The organism is Rathayibacter sp. AY1B6 (genome assembly GCF_002932755.1).
Taxonomy (GTDB): Bacteria; Actinomycetota; Actinomycetes; order Actinomycetales; family Microbacteriaceae; genus Rathayibacter.
Window position 1 is genome coordinate 21,724 of the sequence record NZ_PSWL01000004.1, and the last position, 22,736, is coordinate 44,459.

A 22,736-nucleotide genomic window follows, 5' to 3' on the forward strand; every position below is an offset into this window, starting at 1 on the left:
CGGGTAGCGCGTCAGTCCAGCTCGGTCGGCCGCGCCGGCTCGGCCAGCAGCGCGCGCGCCGCCATCCCGATCACCGCGCTGTAGGTGGGGTAGGCGAAGCGGACGTTCGCGAGGGTCGCGAGGTCGACTCCGGCCGCCATCGCCGTGGTCACCGACTGCACGACCTCGATCGCGTTCTCGCCGACCGCGTGCGCGCCGAGCAGCAGCTCGCGGCGCCGGTCGGCGATCAGCGTGAGGAACCCGTTCTCGCGGTCGTCGATGACGGCGCGGTCCAGGTTCGAGAACGGCACCGAGGCGACGACGCACTGCGGATCGCGCTCGCGGGCCTGCTCCTGCGTGAAGCCGACGCCCGCGTAGTCCGGGTCCGTGAATCCGCCGGCGGGCAGGAGGAACTGGGGCGTGCGCCGGTTCGCGCCGAGCACCGCGTTCTCGGCGGCGGCCTCCGCCTCGAACTGCGCCGCCTGCACGAGCATGTCGCGCCCGTTCGCGTCGCCGACCGCGAAGATGTGCGGCACGACGGTGCGGTAGTACTGGTCGGCGGGGATCGCCGAGCGGACGACCTCGATGCCGGCGTTCTCGAGTCCCAGGTCCTCGACGTCGGCGGGCCAGCCGGTGGCCATGATCACCACGTCGACCTCGGCTGTGCGGTCCTCGCCGCCCTCGCGCCACGTGATCGCGAGCGAGCCGTCGTCCTGCCGCTCGATGCCCGACACCGTCTCGATCCCGGTGCGGACGCGGACGCCCTGGCGCTCGAAGGCGGACGCGACGTGCTCGGAGATGCTGGAGTCGGAGGTCATCAGGATCCGCGGGGCGACGTCGAGGAGCGTCACCTCGGAGCCGAACGCGTTGAAGACCGTGACGAGCTGGGCACCCGTGTTGCCGCCGCCGATCACGGCGACGCGGCGGGGCAGCCCGGTCAGCCCGAGCACGTCCTCCGGCACGGTCGCGAGCTCGGCGCCCGGGATCGGCAGCCGCCGCGAGTGCCCGCCGACGCAGACCATGATCGAGCGCGCGCGGATCCGCCGCCCGCTGTCGAGCACGAGGGTGCTCTCGTCGACGAAGCGCGCGCGGCCCTCGTGGATCAGGTCGACCCCCGCCTCCTCGAACCGCTGCGCCTCGCGCTTGATCGAGCGCACCAGGTCCACGCGCTCGTGCACGTGGCGCACGGTCGCGGTCCAGTCGAGGACGGGAGTGCCGATCTCGATGCCGTAGTCGCCGGCCGAGCGGGTCTCGCGCATCATCCGCGCCGTCTTCGCCAGGACGCGGGTGGGCACGCAGCCGGTGTTGACGCAAGTGCCGCCGACACGCGCGGCCTCGAGCACGACGACGCGCGCTCCCAGTTCCGCGGCACGGAGGGCGGCGGCCGTCCCCGCGGGTCCTGCGCCGATGACGGCGACGTCGTACTCGTCCTGCTCGGGAGTGCTGTCGGGCACGGGGACCTCCGGTTCTGGGTGTTCCTCGATCCTCCCGCGCCGCGCCCCGCCGCACCCGGCCTTGACAGCGCGCGAGCGGCAGGGCGTCCGCGAGCGCCGCCCGTGCCACTGGCTGAACATCGGCCGGGGACGGTTGCCCGGCGGGCGCCCCGCACGGTGGGATGACCGGGTGGGCTGCGGCGGGGGACTCGAGCGGAAGGCGCTCCGATGAGCGCCCGCACCTTCGGGGTGGAGGAGGAGTACCTCCTCGTCGACGCCGGCACGTTCCTCCCGACGCCCGCGGCGCCGCTGCTGCTCGGCTCCGTCCGCGGCTCCGCGGCGGTCGCCCTGGCCGCCGAGCTCAAGGCGGAGCAGATCGAGGCGGTCGGCGCTCCCGCCCGCACGCACGACGCGCTGCTGGCGGGCCTGCGCGAGGGCCGCCGCCTGGCCGACGACTCCGCCCGCGAGGTCGGGGCCCGGGCCGTCGCGGTGGCGACCAGCCCCGCCGCGTTCGAGCCGCACCTCTCGGCCGACGAGCGCTACGACCGGATGGCCGAGCGCTTCGGCCTCGTCGCCCGCGAGCAGTTCACCTGCGGCCTGCACGTCCATGTCGGGATCGGATCGCCGGAGGAGGGCATCGCAGTCCTCGACCGGCTGCGCGGCTGGCTGCCCGCCCTCCTCGCCCTGAGCGCCAACTCCCCGCTGAGCGCCGGCGTCGACACCGGCTTCGCCAGCTGGCGCTACCAGTCGTGGGGGCGCTGGCCCACCGCGGGCCCGGTCGGGATCTGGGGCGACCTCGCGCAGTACCGCAGCGTCGTCGCCTCCCTCACCTCCTGCGGCGTCCTGCTGGACGAGGGGATGCTCTACTTCGACGCCCGCCTCTCGCGGGCGCACCCGACCGTCGAGGTGCGCATCGCCGACGTCCCGCTGCACGCCGAGGACTCGGCGCTGATCGCCGTCCTGATCCGGGCGCTCGCCGAGACCGCCGTCCGCGACGCGGGCGCCGGGGTCCCGCCCGTGCCGCTGCCGACTCCGGTGATCGCCGTCTCCTCCTGGCTCGCGAGCCGCCACGGCACGACCGGCGACCTCATCGATCCGGTGGACGGCTGCCCGGCCCCCGCCTCTGCGGTGCTGGCGCGCCTGCTCGACCACGCGGGTCGGGCGCTGGCGGAGTCGGGCGACGAGGAGGTCGCGGCGCGCGGCGTCGAACGGGTCCTGGCGCGGGGCACGGGAGCGGAGCGGCAGCGCGCGGTGTGGGAGCGGACGGCGTCCGTGTTCGAGGTGATCGCGGACGCGGCGGAGGCGACGCGCGCCTAGCGGCTCAGGGCTCGCTGGTCGCGGGGTCCGCCGCACCGGGCGCCGCTGCTCCGGACTCCACCGTTCCGGGCTCCGCCGCCTCGGGCTGCGGCGACTCCGGCACCAGCTGGTAGCCGCCCTCGATCGTGCCGTCCGGGCGGAGGAGGATCTGCGTGTACACCGGGGCGCCGCTGCGGAGCGTCGTGCCGCTGACCCGGAGGGGCTCCCCGGCGAAGAACGCCTCGGAGCCGGTGCAGCCGGCGAAGAAGGACGCGTCCGGGCGCTGCACGGCGAGGCACACCGTGGTGCCGTTCGGCTCGGTGATCAGCAGGCGGTCGTTCTCGGCGGTGTCGAACCCGGACCCGTAGACGACGGCCTCGCCGGCGAGCAGGGCGAGGCCCGGCGGGACGTCGGTGGTCGGCTCCCAGCCCTCGACGAGCGCGGCGAAGCGGTCGGCGGGAGTGGCGGAGGCGGTCGGCGTGGTGACGGGATCGGCCGGAGGCGGGAGGAGGAGCGCGGTGGGGACGATCGCGCCGACCGCGGCTCCGCCGACGATCGCGGCGGCGAGCACGAGGCGGCGGCGGCGAGGGTGGGGCGCCCGCGGGGCGCGCCGGTCGGGGTGCTCGGCGGGCGACTCCGGAGTCTCGGAGCCGGTGGCCGCCGACAGCGGGAGTGCGGTCGCGGACAGGGGGAGACGCGGGTCGGTCGCCGTGCCGGGATGTGCGGCGCCCGGCTGCGCCCCGAACAGCGCGGCGCCGGTCTGCGCGCCGGACCGCGACGCTCCGGGAGGCGCGTCCTCCGCCTCCAGCTCGCCGAGCCGCCGCAGCGCCTCGCGCCGCTCGTCCCGGTCGGCGCCGTCCTCGCGGGGTCGGGCCGACAGGATCCGCTCGAGATCCCTGCGCTCGTCGTCGTCGGCCTGCACTCCGCCAGTATGACGGCGCCGGACACGGGAACGGCCCGCGACCGCCGGAACGTCGCCTTCACAGCGGTGTCCCGGCGGCCGCGGGCCGTTCCGGTGAGGGCGTCAGCCCGACGGGTTCTCGACCGGGTCGCCCTCGGGGTCGGTGGCCGTCTCGGGGTCGACGTGCTCGGGGTCGGTGGTCTGCGGGTCCTCGGGAGTGTTCTTCTCGGTCATCGGATCCTCCTTGTCGCTGGATGCGGAACGTGCGGACGCCGTCAACGCTACGGCGCGCGTTCCGGCCACCGCGCCCGGTTGACTCCGCCGCCCGGCGTCCGTAACCGAGGTCAGGAGCGGCGGATCCGCCCGAGCGGCCCGTCCCGCTGCTTCTGACCTCGGCTCCGGACGCCGCTCGCCTCAGCCGGCCCCTTCACCCGTGGCAGCCGCGAGCCTCCACCGCAAGGCCTGGCAGCCGTCTTCCGCGATTCGTACTCTGAACCGATCGAGCCGAGGAGCAGCAGCGCCACATGATCCGCACCACCGTCACCATCGAGGGCAAGGCCTACGGGCTGTCCCAGGGGACCGACGTCGCCGATCTGAAGCGGTCGGCGACCGAGGCGACACAGGCCGGAGGAGGCCTCGTCGACTTCGTGATCGTGGGCAACCGCCAGGTCAGCGTCCTGATCTCGACGGGCGTGCCGGTGATCTTCGAGGAGCTCGAGGTGCCGGACGACGACCGCGACACCGGCGACGTCCACCGGCCGTGGGACGACATCGACTACCTCGACTGATTCCGCCTTCCCGGTCGCGCCGAGTCGCGGCCGGGTCCCAGACGCCTGAGGGGCGCCGCCGGCTGGACCCGGCGTCTCTCGGGCACCTCGTGCCGCGCTACTCCGCGGACTCGCTCTCGGCCAGCTCGCCCGCGACCAGCGTGCGGGCGGCCGAGGCGAGGGCCGAGCGGATGCGCTCCGCGGACTCCTGCAGCATCGCCGCGATCGCGTCGACGTCGTGGCCGCCGGTGTGGCGGAGCAGCCAGGCCTGACGCTCGAGCGTCGGCAGGGCGTGCAGGCGGCGGTGGAAGCCCGAGCGCAGCAGGTCGTCCTCGCTGATCGCCGGGGCGGCCTGCTCGGCGCGCTCCATCGCGGAGCCGCCGCGCTGCACGCTCGCGCGACCGACCTCGGTGCGCATCAGGTCGAGGGTGCCCGTGTCGTCGAGTCCCTGCGGCCGTCCGCTGCGGACGGTGACCGCGGCGTGGCGGAGGGCGGCGCTCGCCGCGGAGTCCGAGAGCGTGAGGCGGTAGGCGTACGCGTAGAGGCCGAGGGCGCGGTTCTCGAGGGCGCGGCCGGCGAGCAGCTCGCCCTGCTGCTGCGACTGCGTCATGCCGACGGCGGCGACAGGTCTGTCGTAGGTGGTCACGGTGACTCCTCGGCTCCGCGCGCTCCCGGTCGGACAACGCGTCGGAGGCGATGCTAGGGAGTCGAGAACGATCGTTCTACCCTTGACATCTCAGGATCCTTTTCGATGCGTGCGCATGGAAGCGCTTTCCCGACAACCGTCCTGGAAAGTGGAAGCGCTCTCACTCCCGCGCCGAGAGGATGCAGAACTCGTTGCCCTCCGGGTCGGCGAGCACGACCCACGACTGCTCGCCCTGCCCGACATCGGACCGCGTCGCCCCCAGGGCGACCAGCCGCGCGACCTCCGCCTCCTGGTCGTCCGGCACGAAATCCAGGTGCAGGCGGTTCTTCACGGTCTTGCGCTCGGGCACGTCGAGGAAGAGCAGACTCGGCCCGCGGCCCGACGGGGCGAGCAGCTCGATGCCGTCCTCGTCCTCGTCCACGACGTCCCAGCCGAGCGCCTCCTGCCACCAGTGACCGAGGGTCCGGAAGTCGGTGCAGTCGACGATGATCTCTTCGAGTCGGAGGGCCATGCCCCGACGCTAATCGGCGCAGGTCGTGTCGGGGAAGTGCGTCCGGCGGGTCCGCCCGGCGCCGCGGCTCCGTCCGGCCGTCTCGTCCGCGGACACGGGCCCGTGCCGCTTCGGCACGACCGCTGGCGGCCGGAGCGGCGGCGCGGCATCCTCGACCCGGGTGCCCCTGCGCCCGGGGACGAGGAGCAGCATGAGCACCGCACGCGAGCAGTGGGAGGCGCGCTACGCCGACTCCGATCGGATCTGGTCGGGCCGGCCGAACGCGACGCTGGTCCGGCTGGTCGGCTCGCTGCCCCCGGGCCGCGCCCTCGACCTCGGCGCCGGCGAGGGGGCGGACGCGCTGTGGCTGGCGTCGCTCGGCTGGCGCGTGACCGGGCTCGACCTCTCCGAGACGGCGCTGGGCCGGGCCCGCGCGGCCGCGGCCGAGCGGGGCGCCGAGGTGGACTTCGTGCAGGCCGACCTCGCCGAGGACTGGCCGGTCGTGGGGGAGTTCGACCTGGTGGCGGCGAGCTTCCTGCACTCGATGGCCGAGTTCCCGCGGATCGACGTGCTGCGGCGGGCCGCCTCCGTCGTCGCTCCCGGCGGCCGCCTCGCCGTCGTCTCGCACGCCGCGCCCCCGCCGTGGGCGAGCGGCGACGACCACCGCCACGGAGCGATGCACCTCGTCGGCCCGGAGGAGGAGCTCGCCGAGCTGGCCCTCGACCCCGCCGACTGGACCGCGGAGCTCGTCGAGACGCGGGAGCGCGCCGTGACCGCTCCCGACGGCACGGCCGCCGTGCTCCTGGACGGCGTGCTGCTCCTGCAGCGCCGCGGCTGAGCCGGCGCCGCTCGAGGACCCGCGGCCGGACTAGCGTGGTCCGCGACCCCGACCCCGCAGGAGGCGCCGATGCCGCTAGATCCGTACCTCGCCGCTCGGCTGCCCCTCCTGGTCGGCCTCGCGTATCCGCTCGACGCCGAGCAGGCCGCCCGCATGGCCGCCTTCGAGGAGGATCCGGGGCCCTGGTCGCTTCCCGAGGGGGTCGACGTCGTCACGGAGTCGGCGCCCGGCCCGCACGGGCCGGTCCCGCTGCGCGTGTACGCCCCCGCTGCTCCCGAGCGCGCTCTGCTCTGGGTGCACGGAGGGGGGTTCGCCGCCGGCAGCGTCGACATGCGCGAGTCGCACGTCGTCGCTGCGGAGCTCGCCCACCGGGCGCGGGCCCGGGTCGTCTCCGTCGACTACCGGCTCGCCGGCCCCGACGTCCGCTACCCCGTCCCGCTCGACGACGTGCACGCCGCCTGGCGCCACCTCCGCTCCACGGAGGCCGGATCCACGCCCGTCGCGATCGGCGGCGCGAGCGCGGGAGCGGCTCTCGCCCTCGGCGCGGTCCTCCGCGAGCGCGACGCCGGCGCTCGGCTGCCGGAGCACGTGCTCCTGGCCTACCCCTTCGCGCACTTCCCCAACCCCGCCGTCGACGACGCGATCGCGGCCGAGCTGCGCGAGCTGCCGCCGGTCCTCCGCTTCCCTCCGTCGAGCATCGAGGGCATGGTGCGCACCTACCTCGGCCGGATCTCCGACCTGCCCGTCGAGGCGCTGCCCGGCTCCGCGCCGTTGGCGGGTCTGCCTCCGGTCACGGTCCTCGTGAACGAGTACGACGAGCTGCGGGGGTCGGCCGAGCTGCTCCTGCGCCAGCTCGCGGAGGCGGGCGTCGCCGTGACCGGGCACCTGGCGGCCGGGATGCCCCACGGGCACCTCAACCGGACGCCGGCGCTGCCCGAGGTCGACCGCTCGCTGCATCTCTTCGCCGCCCAGCTGCGCGCGATGGGCTGAGGCGCCCGGCCCGGGAGCCGCGCCGCTCAGGCGCGGTCGTGCAGGGTGACGTGGTACCCGTCCGGGTCGGCGAAGGTGAAGGTGCGGCCGAACGGGCCGTCGATCGGAGCCGCGACGACGGGGTGCCCGTCGGAGACGAGCGCGTCGTGGATCTCCTGCACGCCGGTCGCGTGCAGCCAGATCGCGGCGCCCACCCCGGGGCGGGAGGCGGAGTCGAGGTCGGTCCCCGGCGCGAGGTCGCGCAGGGCGAAGGCGATCGGAGTCGTCGTGAAGACGACGGCGTGCGGCGGGCCGGCGGGCGAGCGGACCAGGCCGAGGTACTGCTCGTAGAACGCCTGGGACGCCGCGAGGTCGCGGACCTGGAGCGAGACGAAGTCGGGGCCGGTGACGGGCATGGGGTTCCTCCTCGGTTGTGTCAGCTTTCTGACACACCGTAGCGTATGTCAGAATACTGACATGAGTCAAGACGGCATCGACCTCGAGACCTCGCTCGGCTACCTCCTCAAGGAGGCGTCGAGCGCCCTGCGCGCGGCGATGGAGGCGGTGCTGCGCCCGCTCGGGATGACGGTCACCCACTACTCCTGCCTCGAGCTCCTCGCCCAGAAGCCGGGCCTCTCCAACTCGCAGCTCGCGCGGGGCGCCTTCGTCACCCGGCAGTCGATGAACGTCCTGCTGCAGACCCTGGAGCGCGACGGCGTCGTCAGCCGCCCCGACGCGGCTCCGGTCGGCAAGGCGCTCCCCGCCCGGCTCACCGAGCGCGGGCGCCGCAGCCTCGCCGAGGCCTCCGCCGCCGTCCGCGGGGTGGAGCTGCGGATGCTGGAGGGGCTCGCGGAGGAGGAGCGGCAGGCGGCGGCCCGCCTGCTCCGCGGGATGATCCGGTCGCTGCGGGCGGACGACCGCGCCTGAGGGGCGCTGTTCCGCCGTCTGAAGGAACGGGCGCCGCACGCGCGCCGGTACGGTCGCGCACATGGCAGCAGGAGGAGCGGTGCGACCGCTCGACGTGGGGATCGTCGGCGGCTCGATCGGCGGGCTGTTCGCCGCGGCCCTGCTCGTCCGCGACGGTGCATCTCGAGGCGCGTCGGGCTGAAGGTGACGGATCGAGTGTCCCGCCCCCGCTGCCCGCCCGCCCGACCCGCCTGCGGTGGAGGACTGGCCCGTGCACGCCAGAAGCCGCCGTGCACGCCGGATCCGAGGGTCGAGCGTGCACGGCGGCTTCCGGCGTAGGGCGTGCCGTGAGGCGCTCGGCACGATCTCCTCGCTCGACGCGGAGGTCGGCGCGACGGGCATCGAACCCGGAGTCGCGCTCGACGAGCCGCGCGTCCCTTGCTCCCCGGACCCCGGAGACGGCACCCTCGGGTGACGGCCCACAGCGAAGGAGACGCATGGACGACGACGGACTCCTGGCTGCGCTGCTGCGGGGACGGCCGGCGACTCTGGCCGACGCGGCGGAGCTGACCCACATCGACGAGGGCGAGGTCGCCGCGGCGATCGAGCGGCTCCGCGGTCGGGGGCTCATGGGCGGCGAGGGTGAGCAGCTCGACTTCCCGGCGCCGATGGAGTGGGCGGCCGCCGCCATCGCTCGGCACACCGAGTCGGCGCGGCGGGCGGGCAGGGAGTCGCTGGACGGGATCGAGCGCGTCGTCGCCGGCCTGCCGATGCTGCTCGGCGCCTGGCGGGTCGGCGAGGACACGACGGATCCCGTGCCGACCCTCCTCCGCCACGGTCCGCACGCGTCCGAGGACCTCTGGTTCGACCTCGTCCGGCGCGACTCCGGCTCGCTCGTGGCGGTGCTCCCGAATGTGGAGCGGTTCCTCGACCCGCCGACGGAGCGGGCGATCCGCTTCGGGCACGCGCTCGCGGCGAAGGACCGGGTGCGCGTGATCATGCCGGCCGCCGGCGCGCGCGACCCGCGGGTGCTCGCCCGGGTAGAGGCGTACCAGGCGGCGGGCGTCGAGTACCGGCTCCTCGAGAGCCCGCCGAGCTGGTTCTGGGTCGACGGCGACCACCTCGCCGTCCCGTTCGAGCGGGGCGAGACGAAGCCGACCAGCGTGCTCGGCGTGCGCCACGCGGCGTTGGCGGGGCTGGTCGAGTCGTACTTCGAGGTGCTGTGGCGGCAGGCCGCGCCGATCGGAGCCGTCGACCAGAGCTGGCTGCCGCTGCTCCGGCTGATGCGCCAGGGCGTCACGCTCGAGACCGCCTCGCACCGGCTCGGCATGAATCCGCGGACCGGCCGCCGCCGCGTCGCCGCCGCGATGGAGCACTACGGAGTGGCGACGCTCTTCGCGCTCGGCACGGCGTGGGCGGCGGACTCGCGCACCCGCGACGGCGACGCCGGCGAGCCGGTGCTCCTCGCTCCGGAGTCGCCCGAGCCTGGTGCGCTGGACGACGGCGAGATCGACCTCGCCGAGACGGTGCCGCGCGATTGAGCTCCCGCGGGACCGAGCCGTGCGGCCGACCCCTCGACGCCTTCGGGTGGCCCTGAGGAGTCGGCCGATGCGCCCGCCCGGGCACCTCTCCAGTGTCCGGACGTGACCGCCGCGGGGACAAGAGCCTGTAGCGGACACGTCCGGAAGAGGACACCGCCTTCGGGAGCGGATCGCCGTCGCTCCCGCTCCGGGGTGGGCGCGTGCCAGGCTTGCCGCATGGATCTCGAGGTGCGGCCGGGGCTCGTCGTCCCCGCATCGGAGCTGCAGTGGCGGTTCTCCCGCTCCTCCGGGCCCGGCGGGCAGCACGTGAACACCTCCGACAGCCGCGTGCAGCTCACCTGGAACGTCGAGGAGTCGACGGCCCTCTCGGACGAGCAGCGCTCCCGCCTGCTCGAGCGCCTCGGGCGGCGGCTCGTCTCCGGAGCGGTCACCGTCACGGTGGCGCAGGAGCGCTCGCAGCTGCGCAACCGGGAGACGGCCCTCGAGCTGCTCCGCGGGATCATCACCGCGGCCCTCGCGCCCCCCTCCGCCCCGCGGCGGCCGACCCGGCCCACGCGCGGCTCCACTCGCCGCCGTCTCGCGGCGAAACAGCAGCGCTCCGAGACGAAGCAGCAGCGCCGGCGGCCGCCCGGCGACTGAGACGTGCACGAATCGAGGCTGAGAGCGGCCGACGGTCCGCCTGGAGCAGGACCCGGTCTCTCAGCCTCGCTTGCGCCCGTCCGGTCTCCCCGCCTCGCGGGTGCAGGTCCGGCCTCTCCGTCCGCCGTGCGCAGGTCCGGCCTAGGGAGTGAAGAACGCCTCGATCGCCGCGGTCAGGGCGACCAGGTCGTCCACGTGGGCGAGCTCGCGCGCCGAGTGCATCGAGAGCAGCGGCGTTCCCACGTCGACCGTGGAGATGCCGAGCCGGGTCGCGGTCAGCGGGCCGATCGTGGATCCGCACGGCACCGAGTTGTTCGAGACGAACTCCTGGTACCCGACGCCGGCGCGCTCGCAGACGCCCGCCCACAGCCCCGCGCCGCGCGCATCCGTCGCGTAGCGCTGGGTCGCGTTGATCTTGAGCAGCGGCCCCTTCCCGGCGACCGGCTGGTTCGCGGGGTCGTGCTTCTCGGAGTAGTTGGGGTGCACGGAGTGGCCCGCGTCGGCCGAGAGGCACCAGGAGGCGGCGATCGCCCGGGCGCGCTCGTCGATGCCGGCGCCGAGGGCCGTGCCGATGCGCGAGAGGACGTCCTCGAGGAACGGCCCGCTCGCTCCGGACCGGCTCGCCGAGCCGAGCTCCTCGTGGTCGAAGGCGGCGAGCACGCTGATGTGCGAGGGCGGCGCCGCGGGATCGGCGCTCGCCGCGAGGAGTGCGACGAGGCCGGCGTGCACGGAGCTGAGGTCGTCCATCCGCCCGGCGGCGAGGAACATCTCGTCGAGGCCGAAGCGGCGCGGCGCCTGCGTGTCGGCGGTGAGCAGGTCGTAGCCGGCGATGTCGGAGGCGTCGTCGAGCCCGGCGTGCGCGGCGAGCAGCTGGAGCAGGTCGACCTCGGAGGCGTCGCCGACGCCGAACACGGGGACGGTGTGCTTCTGGCGGTCGAGGGTGAGGCCCTCGTTCGCCGTGCGGTCGAGGTGGATCGCGAGCTGCGGGATGCGCAGCAGCGGACCGGTCCGGAGCAGGCGCGTCGAGCCGTCGCGGGTGACCACGCGCCCGGCCAGCTCGAGCTCGCGGTCGAGCCAGGAGTTGAGCAGCGGGCCGCCGTAGATCTCGACGCCGGCCTGCAGCCAGCCCTTCGAGCCGATCGTCGGCCGGGGCTTGAGCATGAAGCCGGGGGAGTCGGTGTGGGCGCCCAGGATGCGGAAGGGCGTGGTCGCCCCGGAGCCCTCGGGCAGGTGCCAGGCGATGATCGCGCCGTCGCGGACGACGTAGTACCGGCCGGGCCCCGCGGGCCACGCCTGCGTCTCGTCCAGCCCCGTGAATCCGGCTCCCTCGAGGCGACGTGCCGCCTCGGCGGCCGCGTGGTACGAGGAGGGGGAGGCGGTCAGGAACTCGGCGAAGTCGGCGATGTGGTCGTCACGCGTGGTCATCCCTCCAGTGAAGCACGCGGCGCGCGGAGCCCCGCCCGCCGCCGCCGAGCTGCCGCGCTGTGCGGCGAGACGCCGCTGAGGGAGGGATGTGTCGGTGGGAGGGCGGTGTCTCGACTCCGTGTGCCGAGGGGGGTGTCTCGGCGGGACCGCGGCGGCTCGGCCGGGCGCGCCCCCCGCAACGACGGGAGCCCGCCGCACCGGTGAGGTGCGACGGGCTCCCGGGGAGTGCCGTGCGTCAGCCGCAGCTGCGCGCGCTGTACGGCGCGGTGGCCGTGGCCGTGACGGTCGTGCCGCCGACCGTGGCCGTGCCGGTGACCGTCGCCTCGCCCGCGGCGAGCTGCGTCGAGCGCACCGTGAACGCGGCGGAGCCGGAGGCGCCCGGCTTCACGCCGGCGATCGTCTTCACGCCCTCCGGGGTGCTGATCGAGACGTCCATCGGCACCGTGTCGCCGTTCCTGCCGACGACCGTCAGCACGACCTTGCCGGCGACGCAGCGCGACGTGGCGGTCGCGCTCACCTTCAGCGAGGACTGGACGGTGACCGTGACCTGCACCGGCATGCGCGACGCGTCCTGCGCGACGCCCGAGACCGTGAAGGTCCCGGCCGTGGCGTAGGCGGCGGGCGCGACGGCGTCCCAGGCCACGTCGACCGTGCTGGTGGTGCCGGCGGCGGTCGTGATCGTGGCGCGGGGCAGGACCGGCGCGGTGCCGGCCGTGGTCGTCGCGGTCAGCGGGGCGACCGAGGCGACGGCCAGACCGGGGGCGTAGCCCTCGAGCACCTTCTGGTACTCGGAGCGCGTCACCGGGATGACCGTGCCGTGGCGCGGCTTGCCGCCGTCGGCGTTCTGCGGCAGGCCCGTGCGGAGCTTCGCTCCGAGCGGCTGCCAGGAGTCGCCGTTCGCGAGGTCGTCGGTGCCGAACGGGATGTAGTGGTTCGGCCCGTCGTGGTAGTTCGGCTGGTCGATGAAGAGGAACCAGTCGAGGCCGTTCACGTCGCCCTCGTTGGCGGGGAAGACGTTGGGGCCCTCACCGCTGGTGAAGGTCTTGCCGGGCTCGCCGTTGGGCAGGCCCGAGGCGACCTTCTCCTTGACCAGCGACCACTCGTCCGCCGGTCCGCCGGTGCCGGGCAGCGAGCCCGAGACGGTGGCCAGCAGGTCGGTGCTCTTCTCCTCGCGGAGGGTCATCGACGCCTCGTCCTTGGTGAAGCGGTAGTAGGTGTCGCCGTCCTTCGCGACCGTCGAGTCGATGGTGCCCTTGCCGGCGCCGCGCTTGACGTCGATCCACGGCTTCGCCTCCGAGAAGGAGGTGAAGTCCTCGGTCGTCGCGTACATCATCTGGTTGTAGGTGACGGAGGTGCGGTCGGCCGTGTTCGTGGTCGGGTACATGTTCGAGGCCCAGAACACGACGTACGTCTGGAGCTCGTCGTCCCAGTACGCCTCGGGCGCCCAGGTGTTGCCGGCGAAGTCGGTGGAGACCTTGACGTGGCGCTGGGCGGACCAGTTCACCAGGTCGGTCGACTCCCAGACCTCGATGTACGTCGAGCCCGACTTCTGCGCGGTGTCGAAGCCGCCGGGGAGCCCGTCGATCTTCAGGTCGGTCGCGAGCATGAAGAACTTGTCGCCCTCGTGCGAGCGGATGATGAACGGGTCGCGCAGGCCCATCGTCCCCAGATTCGAGGTGAAGACGGGCTTGCCGCCGTTGAGCGTGTTCCAGCTCAGCGCGTCGTCGCCCTTCGAGGCGGCGAGGCTGATGCGCTCGGCGCCGTCGCCCTCTCCGGTGAAGAACGCCCAGACGTACGCCTCGGTGTCGTCGGTGCCGGCGGGGAGCGGCTGCACCCGGAGGGTGAAGTCGCGCGTCCGGGTGGTGGATCCGCTGGTCGCGGTCGCGCGGACGACCACGTCGATCGCGGGGCTCCCGGTGGCGGGGCGGTCGACGTCGATGGTGCGGGTGCCGGCAGCGCTGCCGTCGCGGACGGTCGCTCCGCTCGGGCTGACGACGCTCCAGGCGATGCTCGAGCCGAGCGTGCCGGTGGAGGGCACCGAGACGTTCGTGCGGATGTCGCCGACGTTCGGGATCGCGATCGCGGCGAGGTCGCGCTGGACCTTCGTCGCGTCGTCCAGCTGCGCGGCGACGCGCACCGGGTAGTCGACCGAGCGGGTCTCGGTGCCGACCGTGAAGGTGGCGGTGAGGGTGGCGGTGGCGTCCGGCTGTCCCGCGGCGGGGCGCGTGACGGTCGCGGTGCCGCCGGTGATCGCGACGGCCGCGCTGTTCGACGTCCAGGTGATGCCGACACCGCTGGCGGTGGTGGGCACCGTGAAGCCGGCGGTCGCCTCCGTGGGCACCGTGACCGACGCGACGGCGCGGTCGAGGGCCTGCGAGGAGTAGAGCGCCTGCACGGAGCTGCTGCTGAGGGCGCTGTCGTAGACGGCGAAGTCGTCCATCTCGCCGTTCCAGCCCGGGTCGTTGTAGGTCGAGCGCGCGATGTACGCGACGAGCGACGGGCCGAACGAGGAGACGTCGCGGGCGATCGTGCTCTGCGAGATCTGCGCACCGTTGACGTACACGGTGAGCTTGCCGGTCGAGCCGTCGATGACGGTCGTGTAGAGCGAGAGGCCCGCGGGGGTGCGCGCGCCGACGGTCGGGGCGCCCGTCGCTCCGGCGCCGATCTCGGTGTTGTAGGGAGCGCCGGCGTTGACCGAATTCGTGACGACCGACTTGGTGTAGCCGGAGAGGTTGCTCGGGTTGAGCAGCCAGTAGCCGGAGGAGAACGAGGCGCCGGAGGCGACGGGCGCTCCGACGAACGCGGCGGCGACGTTGCCGGTGCCGCCCTTGTGGGCGAGCCAGGTCGAGAAGGTCAGGTCCTTCTTGCCGACGAGGCCGGCGGTGGGGATCTCGAGGTAGGGGGCGGCCGCGGCGGATCCGCCGGGGAGGCTGATGAGCCCGTTGCGGAACTGGGCTCCGGAGCCGCGAAGCGTCGCGCTGTAGCCGTTGCCGCTGGTGTCGGCGACCGTGGTGCCGGTGGGGGCGGTGTCGAACGTGTAGTGGAGGAGCGGGGTCTCGGTGGCTCCGAAGGCGGAGCTGGGGACCGTGGCGCCGAGCAGCGCCGTGGCGGCGACGGTCGCGACCGCCAGAGCGGTCCTCACCGCCGATCGTGATCGTCTCATGCAGATGGCCCTCGTGATCGTGTGCGGCGTCGAGGCACGATCCGCAGGGCCGCGGAGGTGTGCGTCTTCGCACGGGGTGTGAACGTGAACATCCTAGATCGCGGGGCCGGATCCTGACCAGACCCCGGGAGAGGTCTGCGGGCTCGTGCAGAACGCGCGCCGAGAGCGCGGTCCCTCGCCCGCCGACGCAGAGGCCCTCCTCTCCGCCGGCGTTCTGCCGGAGCCGGCCGGGTGGCACGATGTCCGCATGGCCTCCGACCGCCCCGTCCTGCTCGTCGTCGACGTCGCCGACGGCGGCCGCGAGGATCCCGAGTTCGAGATCGAGCTGCAGCTGCTGACCGCGAGCGTCGTCTCGGCCGCCACCGCAGCGGGCTTCGTGGTCGACCGCGTCCCGGCCGAGCAGGCCGGCGCCGCCGAGCTCGAGCGCCGGCTCGCCGCCGCCGACGCCGTCGTGGTCACCGGAGGGGAGGACGTCGACCCGTCCCTCTACGGCGGCCGGCCCGACGACCCGCACCGCGGCCAGTCCTTCCCCGCGGCCGACCGCGCTCAGATCGCGCTGGTCCGCCGGGCCGTCGAGACGCGGACCCCGCTGGTCGGGATCTGCCGCGGGATGCAGCTGGTCAACGTCGCCCTCGGCGGCGACCTCGTGCAGCACCTGCCCGGCGCGGGTCACGTCGGCCGGTCGGTCCCCGGCGAGCACCTGTCCGGGATGGTCGACCACCGCGTGACCCTCGAGCCGGGCAGCGCCCTCGCCGGCATCCTCGGCGCCGCCGAGCTCGACGTCCGCAGCTCCCACCACCAGGCCGTCGACCGCCCGGGCGAGGGCCTCGTCGTGGTCGGCCGCGCCGACGACGGCACCGTCGAGGCCCTCGAGCACGAGTCCGCGCCGCTCTGGTGCGTGCAGTGGCATCCGGAGGACGCGGGCTCGCACGGCACCGTGCTCACCGACCTGCTCGAGGCGGCGCTCGCCGCGACCGCTACTTGATCGACCCGCGCATCACTCCGCTGACCACCCAGCGCTGGGCGAAGAGGTACACGATCAGCAGCGGCGCCATCGCCATCAGGTAGGACGCGAAGGCGACGGTGTAGTTCGTGTTGAACTGCCCCTGGAAGACGTACTCGGCCAGCGGCAGGGTGCGCGCGGACGGGTCCGAGAGCACCACGAGCGGCAGGATGAAGTCGTTCCACGCCCACACGCAGGTCAGGATCCCGACGGTCGCGTTCATCGGGCCGAGCAGCGGGAAGATCACCTGCCAGTAGGTCCGCCAGGTCGAGGCGCCGTCGGTGCGCGCCGCCTCCTCGAGCTCGATGGGGATCGAGCGGATGAAGGCCGTGTAGATGAACGTGTTGATCGAGAGGCCGAACACGGCGTAGAGCAGGATCAGCCCGGCCTGGTTGTCCAGGCCCAGCAGGGCCGTCTCCTTCACGACCGGCAGCATGATGATCGGGAACGGCACGAAGACCGCGGCGAGCAGGTAGAAGTAGACGCCTTTGAAGAACGGCCTGTGCATGTTCCGGGCGACCGCGTAGGCGACCATCGAGTTCGAGAACAGCGTGAGCACGACGGCTCCGACGGTGATCAGCGCGGTGTTCACGAAGGCCTGCGGGAAGCGGGTCGCCGTCCACGCCTCGGCGAAGTTGCCCCACGAGATCGAGGTCGGCAGCTCGAACCCGGTGCCGCCGAGCTGGTCGGGCGTCTTCAGCGCGGTCACGACGGCGAAGTAGAGCGGCAGGAGGATCGTCAGCGAGCAGACCGCGATGAGCGCGGTCGCCCACCAGTTGATCCGGTAGGTGTCGCGGGAGGGCCGGCGCCGCCCCTCGGGCTCGCCCAGGGCGATCGCGGTCGTGGGGGTGATGGTCGATGTCATCAGAACGACGCCTCTCTGCGGCTGAGGACTCGGAACTGGATCAGCGAGACCACGATGATGATGAGGAAGTAGAGGACGGCGTTGGCCGTCTGATAGGCGTACTCGCCTCCCTGGAAGCCGCCGCGGTAGATCAGCAGCGTGATCGACTCCGTCGAGGTGCCGGGACCGCCGTTGGTGAGGGCGATGATGTGGTCGAACACCTGGAGGAAGTTCTTCATCGAGATGACCATGTTGATCGTGAAGAAGGAGGCGATCAGCGGGAACGTGATCGAGGTGAACTGCCGCCACCTCCCCGCTCCGTCGAGCGAGGTCGCCTCGTAGAGCTCGCCCGGGATGGTCTGGAGTCCGGCGAGGTAGATGATGATCGAGAAGGCCGAGGCCTGCCAGACCGCCAGCACCACGATCGCCACCCACGCCCAGTCGGCGTTCGCGAGGATGTTCTCGCCGATCACCGGGATAGCGCCGAGGATCTGCGGCAGCGAGTTCGCGAACAGGTACTGGAACACGTAGCCGATGACCAGGGTCGAGAGCACGTACGGGATGAAGTAGATCCCGCGGAACGCCGTCTGGAACCTGATCCGCGCGTTGAGCGCGACGGCGATGGCGAGCGAGATCACGTTCACCAGCACGGTCGCCACGATCGCGAAGCCGAAGGTGAACCCGTAGGCCTTCCAGACGCGGTCGTCCTGGAGGAGCGCCAGGTAGTTCGAGGCGCCGATCAGGTCCCACGAGCCGTAGCCCGCGTAGTCGGTGAAGCTGAAGAAGACTCCGGTGAGGACCGGAACCGTGTGCAGCACGAAGAAGAGCAGGACGGCGGGGACCGTCATCCAGGAGAAGGTCTTCGAGGTGCGCCCGATGGTGCGCTTGCGGCGCGCGGGCAGCGGAGGAGTGGTCGCCACCGCCTGCGCGGCGGCCGTCGTGGTCGTGGTCATGGGGTCACTTCCTGGTCGTGCGTGCCGCGACTTTGCGCCACTCACTGTCGAGGGTCCGGAGCGCCGCGTCGGCGTCCCCGCTGGCGAGGAACGCCTGGAGCGTGGGGTTGAGCGGGATGCTCGCGGGGATCTGGTGGTCGACGAAGCCGATCAATCGTCCCTGCTCGAAGTAGGGCTGCAGCTCGGCCAGCGTGGGGTCCGAGTTGGGTGCGGCGCCGACCAGCGGCGAGAAGGCGGCCTGGCTCGCGACGTACGGCTCGACGACTCCGGGGGTCAGCAGGAAGTCGACGAAGCGGCGGGCCGCGTCGAGCTTCGGAGTGCCGCGGCCGATGGCGACGGCCACGTCGACGCCCGAGGTGACCTGCGTGTCCGCCGGGTCGTCGAGCACCGGGTAGGGGAAGACGCCGAGGTCGATGTCCGGGTTGTTCGTGCGCACCGGGTTGATCGCCCAGATTCCCTGGGGGTACATGGCCGCCTCGCCCGCGGCGAAGGCCTGGTTGCCGTCGTCGTAGCCGCGGCCGAACGAGCCCTCCTGCGTGTACGAGAAGAGCTGCCCGAGCCGCTCCATCGTCGTGGCGTAGTCCTTCGTGAACGAGACGGGGGAGTCGGGGCCGAGTGCCGCTCCCTCCTCGCGCATCGCGTCGAAGAAGCCGTCCGGCTGCAGCTGCCCGCCGAGCGCGTTGAAGGCGGGGGCGCCGGTCCAGTTGTCGAGCAGGGCTCCGTAGAAGGGAGTGATCCCGGCGGCCGTGAGCGTCTCGCAGACGGCGATCAGCTCGTCCCAGGTGGTCGGCACCTCGATCCCGTTCTCGGCGAAGATCGTGCGGTTGTAGAGGATCCCGTCCGCGTTGTTCGCGAAGGCGAGGGCGTTCACCTCCTTCCCCTCGAAGCTGCCGAGGGCGGCGAGGATGTCGAGCGCCGCCGGGTTCACCCGCTCGACGAGCTCGTCGCCGGTGAAGTCGTGGAACACCCCGGCCTTCGCGAGGTCGGCGTAGTAGCCGCTGCCGTTCAGGGTCAGCACGTCCGGCACCTTGTCCTTGACGAGCAGGGTGCGGATGGCCGTGTCGGGGTCGGGCACGTTGTTGGCGATGACCCGGATGTCCGGATTGGCCGCCTCGAACTCGCGGATGATCCGCGCGAAGTCCTCCACCGCCTCCGCCTTGAACTGGAAGAAGTCGAGCGTGGTCACTCCGTCGCCGGCGCCGGGGGAGGCGCAGGAGGCGAGGGCGGCGGCGGACGCCGCGGCGAGCGGCACCGAGAGGAACAGCCGCCGGGAGAACCCGGGGGGATGCGGATGAGCGGACATGCGGCGCCTCCTTGCGCGTGGGGACAGGTCTCAGGGCGCGCTCGACCGCGGAGGGCGGTGCGAGAGCAGGTGCGGCGGCCGGGGAGCGGGGAGGGCTCTGGAGCCGGGCGGGCGGGTCAGAGGGCGGTGAGCACGAGCACGACGAGCTGCTCCGGATCGAGGACCGGGGCCTGCAGCCCGACGGTGCCCAGCACGCGGCCGCGCAGCGCGGTCCCGTGCTCGGCCCAGCCGAGCGGCGACTGCCCGGGGCCGCCGAGCGGCGAGGTGACCGGGGCGAGCGTCACGGAGTAGGTGCGCTCCGGGTCCAGGCCCGGGAGCGTGATCCGGCCGGGCGGGTAGGTCTCGCCGGTGCGCAGCTGGGCGAAGGTGAAGAGAGCGGCGGAGCGGTCGGCGGCGACGACTCCGGAGAGGGAGGCGGCGTCGTCGGCGAGGTCGGCGCGTACGACCGTCCCGGTGTGCAGCAGTGCCCGGTGCTCGCGGTGGAAGGCGACCCAGGCGGTCAGCTCCTCCTCGACGGCGGGGGCGAGATCCGAGACGTCCCACTCGATGCCGAGGTGGCCGGGCAGCGCGGTGCCGGCGCGGAAGGCGAGCGAGTGGGTGCGCTGCGTCGAGTGCGACCGCGCCCCTCCGATGTGCTGCCCCATCAGCTCGGGCGGCACCACCAGCTGGGTGAAGGGCTGGATGGTCTGCCGCTCGAGCGGGTCGATGCAGTCGCTCGTCCAGATGCGGTCGGTGCGGGCGAGGATGCCGAGGTCGACGCGGGCGCCACCGGAGGCGCACGACTCGATCTCGACGCCGGGGTGCCGGGAGCGCAGCTCGTCGAGCAGGCGGTAGAGCGCGAGCACGTTCTCGTGGACGGCGGAGCGGCCGGTCGCGGGCGAGACCGCCTCGATCACGTCGCGGTTGTGGTCCCACTTGAGGTACGCGATCGGGTACTCGGTCAGCAGCGCGTCGAGGGCGCCGAGCACGTGCTCGAACGCACCGCGCTGCGAGAGGTCGAGCACCTGCTGCTGCCGCCCCGAGGCCGGGAGGTGGCCGGCCGGGCCGAGGATCCACTCCGGGTGCGCGCGGGCCAGGTCGGAGTCGGGGCTGATCATCTCGGGCTCGACCCAGAGGCCGAACTGCATGCCCAGGCCGGTGACGACGTCCGTCAGCGGAGTGAGGCCCTCCGGCCAGACGGCGGGGTCGACCGTCCAGTCGCCGAGCGCGGCGGTGTCGTCGCGGCGGCCGAGGAACCAGCCGTCGTCGAGCACGAAGCGCTCGACTCCGATCCGGGCGGCCCGCTCGGCGAGGGCGGTTAGGCGCGCGAGGTCGTGGTCGAAGTAGACGGCCTCCCAGGTGTTGAGGGTGACGGGCCGCGGAGCGACGGGGTGCTGCGGGCGGGCGCGGAGCGACGCGTGGAACCGGGCCTGCAGAGCGCTGAGCCCGTCGCCCCAGGAGCCGTACGCGACCGGGGTCTCGTAGCTCTCGCCCTGCGCGAGCTCGATCTCGGCGGGCCGCAGCAGCTCGCCGGCCGCGAGGAGCGAGACGCCCTCGACGGTGCGCTCGGCACGGAGCGAGGTGTCGCCGCTCCAGCCCAGGTGGACGCCGTGCACGAGCCCGCGCTCCCAGCCGAAGCCGGGCGTGCCCGCGGCGAGGAGAAGGGTCGCGTCGGCGCCGGGGCGGCCGCGGCGGGTGCGGCGGGTGTGCTCGCCGATGGTCAGCGGGCGGCGCTGGGGGTGGCGCTCGCGGAGGTGGTGGCCGGTGGTGTCGAGGATCTCGCGCGCGGTCGCGGGGAGGGGGAAGCCGAGCTCGAAGCGCTCGAGGCGGAAGGGGCGGGCGTCGAGGTTCTCGACCCGGGCGCGCTGGGTGAGCAGGCCGGCCGCGTCGACCTCGAGGTCCACGGTCAGGCGCACGCCCGCACCGGAGGCGACGGTCCGGAGGGCGGAGCCGAGCGCCTCGATGCTCTCGACCTCGAACCGCTCCGACGCGGCCGCGCGCTCGTGGGTGCCCTCGAAGGTGGGGGCGTGCTGCCAGCCGTCGGCCTCGACGGCGACGAGCCCGAACGGCGCGAAGGCGTCGAGTCCGCCCGAGACGCGCTGGGGGAGGGCGGCGTCGGCGAGAGCGGATAGTTCGGCGGCGGAAAGATCTCCGAGCGCGGCGCCCCAGTGCACGATCGTGGGGAAGGTGACGAGGCGGGCGTCGACGATGACGCTGGTGCCCCCGTCCTGCAGGTGGAAGAGGCGCGATTCCCGGCCGGAGAGGGTCGCGGAGTCGTTCGTGGGGGCGATGCTGCGGTGCATGGCTTATTTCTAGAGCAGAAGTAATAGGGGTGTCAAGAGCGACGCAGGCGGCCGGATCCGTTCCAGGAGCGGCGCGGTGCCGGTAGCTTTCTACCAGGCCGGAAAGAAGGAGCCCGCGTGACCGACACCATCGTCGCTGAGGACGCCTCCGGGAGCTCGTCGGAGCTCCTGGCGCGCGAGGTCCTGATCCACGGTCCCGTCTCGCGGGCCGAGCTCGGCCGCCGCCTCGGCCTCTCGCCCGCCAGCCTGACCCGGCTCGCGCGCCCGTTCCTCGACGGCGGCCTGGTCGTCGAGGGCCCCGAGCAGAGCACCGGAGTCGGCCGCCCCGCCCGCCCGCTCGACATCCGCGCCGACGCGCTGAGCTTCGCGGGCGTGAAGATCACCGGCACCGAGGTCCTCGCCGTCCGCACCGACCTGCGCGCGCGGACCGAGCGGGAGCTGGTCCGCCCGCTGCCGAGCACGGAGCCCGCCGACGTGATCGCCGCGATCGTCTCGGTCGTCGACGAGCTCGGTGGCCCCTCCGCCTTCGCCGGCCTGGGCGTGACGCTCGGCGGGAGCATCGCCGCCGACGGCCGGGTGAGCCGCGCGCCGTTCCTCGGCTGGCGCGACGTCGACCTCGCCGCTCCGCTCTCGGCCGCCCTCGGGCTGCCGGTCGCCCTCGAGAACGATGTGGTCGCGCTCACGGGAGCCGAGCACTGGTTCGGGCGGGGCCGCGGCGTCCCGCACTTCGCGGTGCTCACGGTCGGCGCGGGCGTGGGCTACGGACTGGTGGTGCACGACCGGGTGGTCGCGCCCCCGGAGGCGGGGCTCGGCCTGGGCGGCCACTACCCGTTGGACCCCGCCGGGCCCGTCTGCGAGGCCGGCCATCGCGGCTGCTCGACCGCGATGCTCAGCCTGCCCTCGCTCCTCCGCCAGCTCTTCGTCGCGACCGGCCGCGAGCTGACCCTGGCCGAGGGCTTCGCCGCCGCCCGCGCGGGCGACCCCGGTGCCGAGCGCATCCTCGCCGACTCCGCCCGCGCGCTCGGGACGATGATCGCCGCGATCGGCAACCTCTCGATGTCCGGCACGGTGATCCTGGCGGGGGAGGGCGTCGCCCTCTACACGGAGCAGGCCGCGGTGGTCGACGCGGCGATCGCGGCCACGCGCGATCCGGACGCGCCGCCCCTGGCGCTGCTCGTCGACGACGGCGGGCTCGTGGAGTGGGCGCGCGGCGCCGCGGCCGTCGCGATCCAGCGGCTGCTGCCGCGGATCGCGCTCGGGACGCTGGGGTAGCGGGGCTCCGCGGCGCGCGGGTGCTCGGGGTGCCGGGTCTCCGCGCCCAGTGGGCCGTCGGCACGCTCGCCCGGCGGATCTCAGCG

The 22,736-nt window shown here is 73.7% G+C and carries 20 protein-coding genes; 9 read left to right on the plus strand and 11 right to left on the minus strand.

Going from position 1 to position 22,736, the window contains the following annotated elements; genetic code table 11:
• Window positions 1–11 precede the first annotated feature (11 nt).
• Window positions 12–1,433: an NAD(P)/FAD-dependent oxidoreductase gene (locus C5D08_RS02825; protein ID WP_258067245.1), complete on the minus strand. Its 1,422-nt coding sequence runs from the start codon at window positions 1,431–1,433 to the stop codon at window positions 12–14.
• Window positions 1,434–1,640: 207 nt separating this feature from the next.
• Between C5D08_RS02825 and C5D08_RS02830 the strand changes: the two genes are divergently transcribed.
• The gene (locus C5D08_RS02830) at window positions 1,641–2,729 is read left to right on the plus strand and encodes a glutamate--cysteine ligase (protein ID WP_104275722.1); all 1,089 of its coding nucleotides are present in this window, start codon (window positions 1,641–1,643) and stop codon (window positions 2,727–2,729) included.
• Between the two features lie 4 nt (window positions 2,730–2,733).
• On the opposite strand, the gene C5D08_RS02835 is transcribed toward C5D08_RS02830, so the two are convergent.
• The gene (locus C5D08_RS02835) at window positions 2,734–3,630 is read right to left on the minus strand and encodes a hypothetical protein (protein ID WP_104275723.1); all 897 of its coding nucleotides are present in this window, start codon (window positions 3,628–3,630) and stop codon (window positions 2,734–2,736) included.
• 503 nt (window positions 3,631–4,133) lie between these two features.
• Between C5D08_RS02835 and C5D08_RS02840 the strand changes: the two genes are divergently transcribed.
• Entirely contained in the window at window positions 4,134–4,397 is a 264-nt protein-coding gene (locus tag C5D08_RS02840) for a hypothetical protein (protein WP_104275724.1), read from the plus strand.
• Window positions 4,398–4,494: 97 nt separating this feature from the next.
• Here the strand turns inward: C5D08_RS02840 and C5D08_RS02845 are convergent, their stop codons facing one another.
• Both C5D08_RS02845 and C5D08_RS02850 read right to left on the minus strand, forming a co-directional pair.
• A complete protein-coding gene (locus tag C5D08_RS02845; RefSeq protein WP_104275725.1) occupies window positions 4,495–5,022 on the minus strand; it encodes a hypothetical protein in 528 nt (175 codons plus the stop codon).
• Window positions 5,023–5,182: 160 nt separating this feature from the next.
• Window positions 5,183–5,533, minus strand: a complete 351-nt coding sequence (locus tag C5D08_RS02850) for a VOC family protein (RefSeq protein ID WP_104275726.1) — start codon at window positions 5,531–5,533, stop codon at window positions 5,183–5,185.
• Window positions 5,534–5,723: 190 nt separating this feature from the next.
• On the opposite strand from C5D08_RS02850, the gene C5D08_RS02860 reads away from it, so the two are divergent.
• Together C5D08_RS02860 and C5D08_RS02865 are read left to right on the plus strand one after the other, a co-directional pair.
• Window positions 5,724–6,350 (plus strand): class I SAM-dependent methyltransferase, encoded by a 627-nt coding sequence (locus C5D08_RS02860; RefSeq protein ID WP_104275728.1) that lies wholly within the window; start codon window positions 5,724–5,726, stop codon window positions 6,348–6,350.
• A gap of 69 nt (window positions 6,351–6,419) precedes the next feature.
• Window positions 6,420–7,340, plus strand: a complete 921-nt coding sequence (locus C5D08_RS02865) for an alpha/beta hydrolase fold domain-containing protein (protein WP_104275729.1) — start codon at window positions 6,420–6,422, stop codon at window positions 7,338–7,340.
• A gap of 26 nt (window positions 7,341–7,366) precedes the next feature.
• Here the strand turns inward: C5D08_RS02865 and C5D08_RS02870 are convergent, their stop codons facing one another.
• The gene (locus tag C5D08_RS02870) at window positions 7,367–7,735 is read right to left on the minus strand and encodes a VOC family protein (RefSeq protein ID WP_104275730.1); all 369 of its coding nucleotides are present in this window, start codon (window positions 7,733–7,735) and stop codon (window positions 7,367–7,369) included.
• Window positions 7,736–7,796: 61 nt separating this feature from the next.
• Between C5D08_RS02870 and C5D08_RS02875 the strand changes: the two genes are divergently transcribed.
• From C5D08_RS02875 to arfB, 3 genes are all read left to right on the plus strand, one after another.
• Window positions 7,797–8,246: a MarR family winged helix-turn-helix transcriptional regulator gene (locus C5D08_RS02875; RefSeq protein WP_104275731.1), complete on the plus strand. Its 450-nt coding sequence runs from the start codon at window positions 7,797–7,799 to the stop codon at window positions 8,244–8,246.
• Window positions 8,247–8,722: 476 nt separating this feature from the next.
• The gene (locus C5D08_RS02880; RefSeq protein ID WP_104275732.1) at window positions 8,723–9,766 is read left to right on the plus strand and encodes a hypothetical protein; all 1,044 of its coding nucleotides are present in this window, start codon (window positions 8,723–8,725) and stop codon (window positions 9,764–9,766) included.
• Between the two features lie 216 nt (window positions 9,767–9,982).
• Window positions 9,983–10,405, plus strand: a complete 423-nt coding sequence (gene arfB / locus C5D08_RS02885) for an alternative ribosome rescue aminoacyl-tRNA hydrolase ArfB (protein ID WP_104275733.1) — start codon at window positions 9,983–9,985, stop codon at window positions 10,403–10,405.
• Between the two features lie 141 nt (window positions 10,406–10,546).
• On the opposite strand, the gene C5D08_RS02890 is transcribed toward arfB, so the two are convergent.
• Together C5D08_RS02890 and C5D08_RS02895 are read right to left on the minus strand one after the other, a co-directional pair.
• Window positions 10,547–11,830: a M18 family aminopeptidase gene (locus C5D08_RS02890; RefSeq protein ID WP_104275734.1), complete on the minus strand. Its 1,284-nt coding sequence runs from the start codon at window positions 11,828–11,830 to the stop codon at window positions 10,547–10,549.
• A 235-nt stretch (window positions 11,831–12,065) separates the two neighbouring features.
• Window positions 12,066–14,972, minus strand: coding sequence for an immunoglobulin-like domain-containing protein (locus C5D08_RS02895; protein WP_181110173.1), 2,907 nt, complete (start codon window positions 14,970–14,972; stop codon window positions 12,066–12,068).
• A 268-nt stretch (window positions 14,973–15,240) separates the two neighbouring features.
• On the opposite strand from C5D08_RS02895, the gene C5D08_RS02900 reads away from it, so the two are divergent.
• Complete coding sequence (locus tag C5D08_RS02900) at window positions 15,241–15,978, plus strand: gamma-glutamyl-gamma-aminobutyrate hydrolase family protein (RefSeq protein ID WP_104275736.1); 738 nt, start codon at window positions 15,241–15,243, stop codon at window positions 15,976–15,978.
• On the opposite strand, the gene C5D08_RS02905 is transcribed toward C5D08_RS02900, so the two are convergent.
• The 4 genes from C5D08_RS02905 to C5D08_RS02920 all read right to left on the minus strand — a co-directional run bounded on the left by C5D08_RS02905 (window position 15,971) and on the right by C5D08_RS02920 (window position 21,378).
• A complete protein-coding gene (locus tag C5D08_RS02905; RefSeq protein ID WP_347877594.1) occupies window positions 15,971–16,861 on the minus strand; it encodes a carbohydrate ABC transporter permease in 891 nt (296 codons plus the stop codon). The genes C5D08_RS02900 and C5D08_RS02905 overlap by 8 nt on opposite strands.
• Window positions 16,861–17,793 carry a carbohydrate ABC transporter permease gene (locus C5D08_RS02910; protein ID WP_104275737.1) on the minus strand — a complete coding sequence of 311 codons (933 nt, stop codon included), beginning with the start codon at window positions 17,791–17,793 and terminating at the stop codon, window positions 16,861–16,863. The genes C5D08_RS02905 and C5D08_RS02910 overlap by 1 nt, the downstream gene beginning before the upstream one ends.
• A 4-nt stretch (window positions 17,794–17,797) precedes the next feature.
• Window positions 17,798–19,096 carry an ABC transporter substrate-binding protein gene (locus tag C5D08_RS02915; protein WP_104275738.1) on the minus strand — a complete coding sequence of 433 codons (1,299 nt, stop codon included), beginning with the start codon at window positions 19,094–19,096 and terminating at the stop codon, window positions 17,798–17,800.
• 116 nt (window positions 19,097–19,212) lie between these two features.
• Entirely contained in the window at window positions 19,213–21,378 is a 2,166-nt protein-coding gene (locus tag C5D08_RS02920) for an alpha-galactosidase (RefSeq protein ID WP_104275739.1), read from the minus strand.
• 117 nt (window positions 21,379–21,495) lie between these two features.
• On the opposite strand from C5D08_RS02920, the gene C5D08_RS02925 reads away from it, so the two are divergent.
• Window positions 21,496–22,650, plus strand: coding sequence for an ROK family transcriptional regulator (locus tag C5D08_RS02925; RefSeq protein ID WP_104275740.1), 1,155 nt, complete (start codon window positions 21,496–21,498; stop codon window positions 22,648–22,650).
• Window positions 22,651–22,736 lie beyond the last annotated feature (86 nt).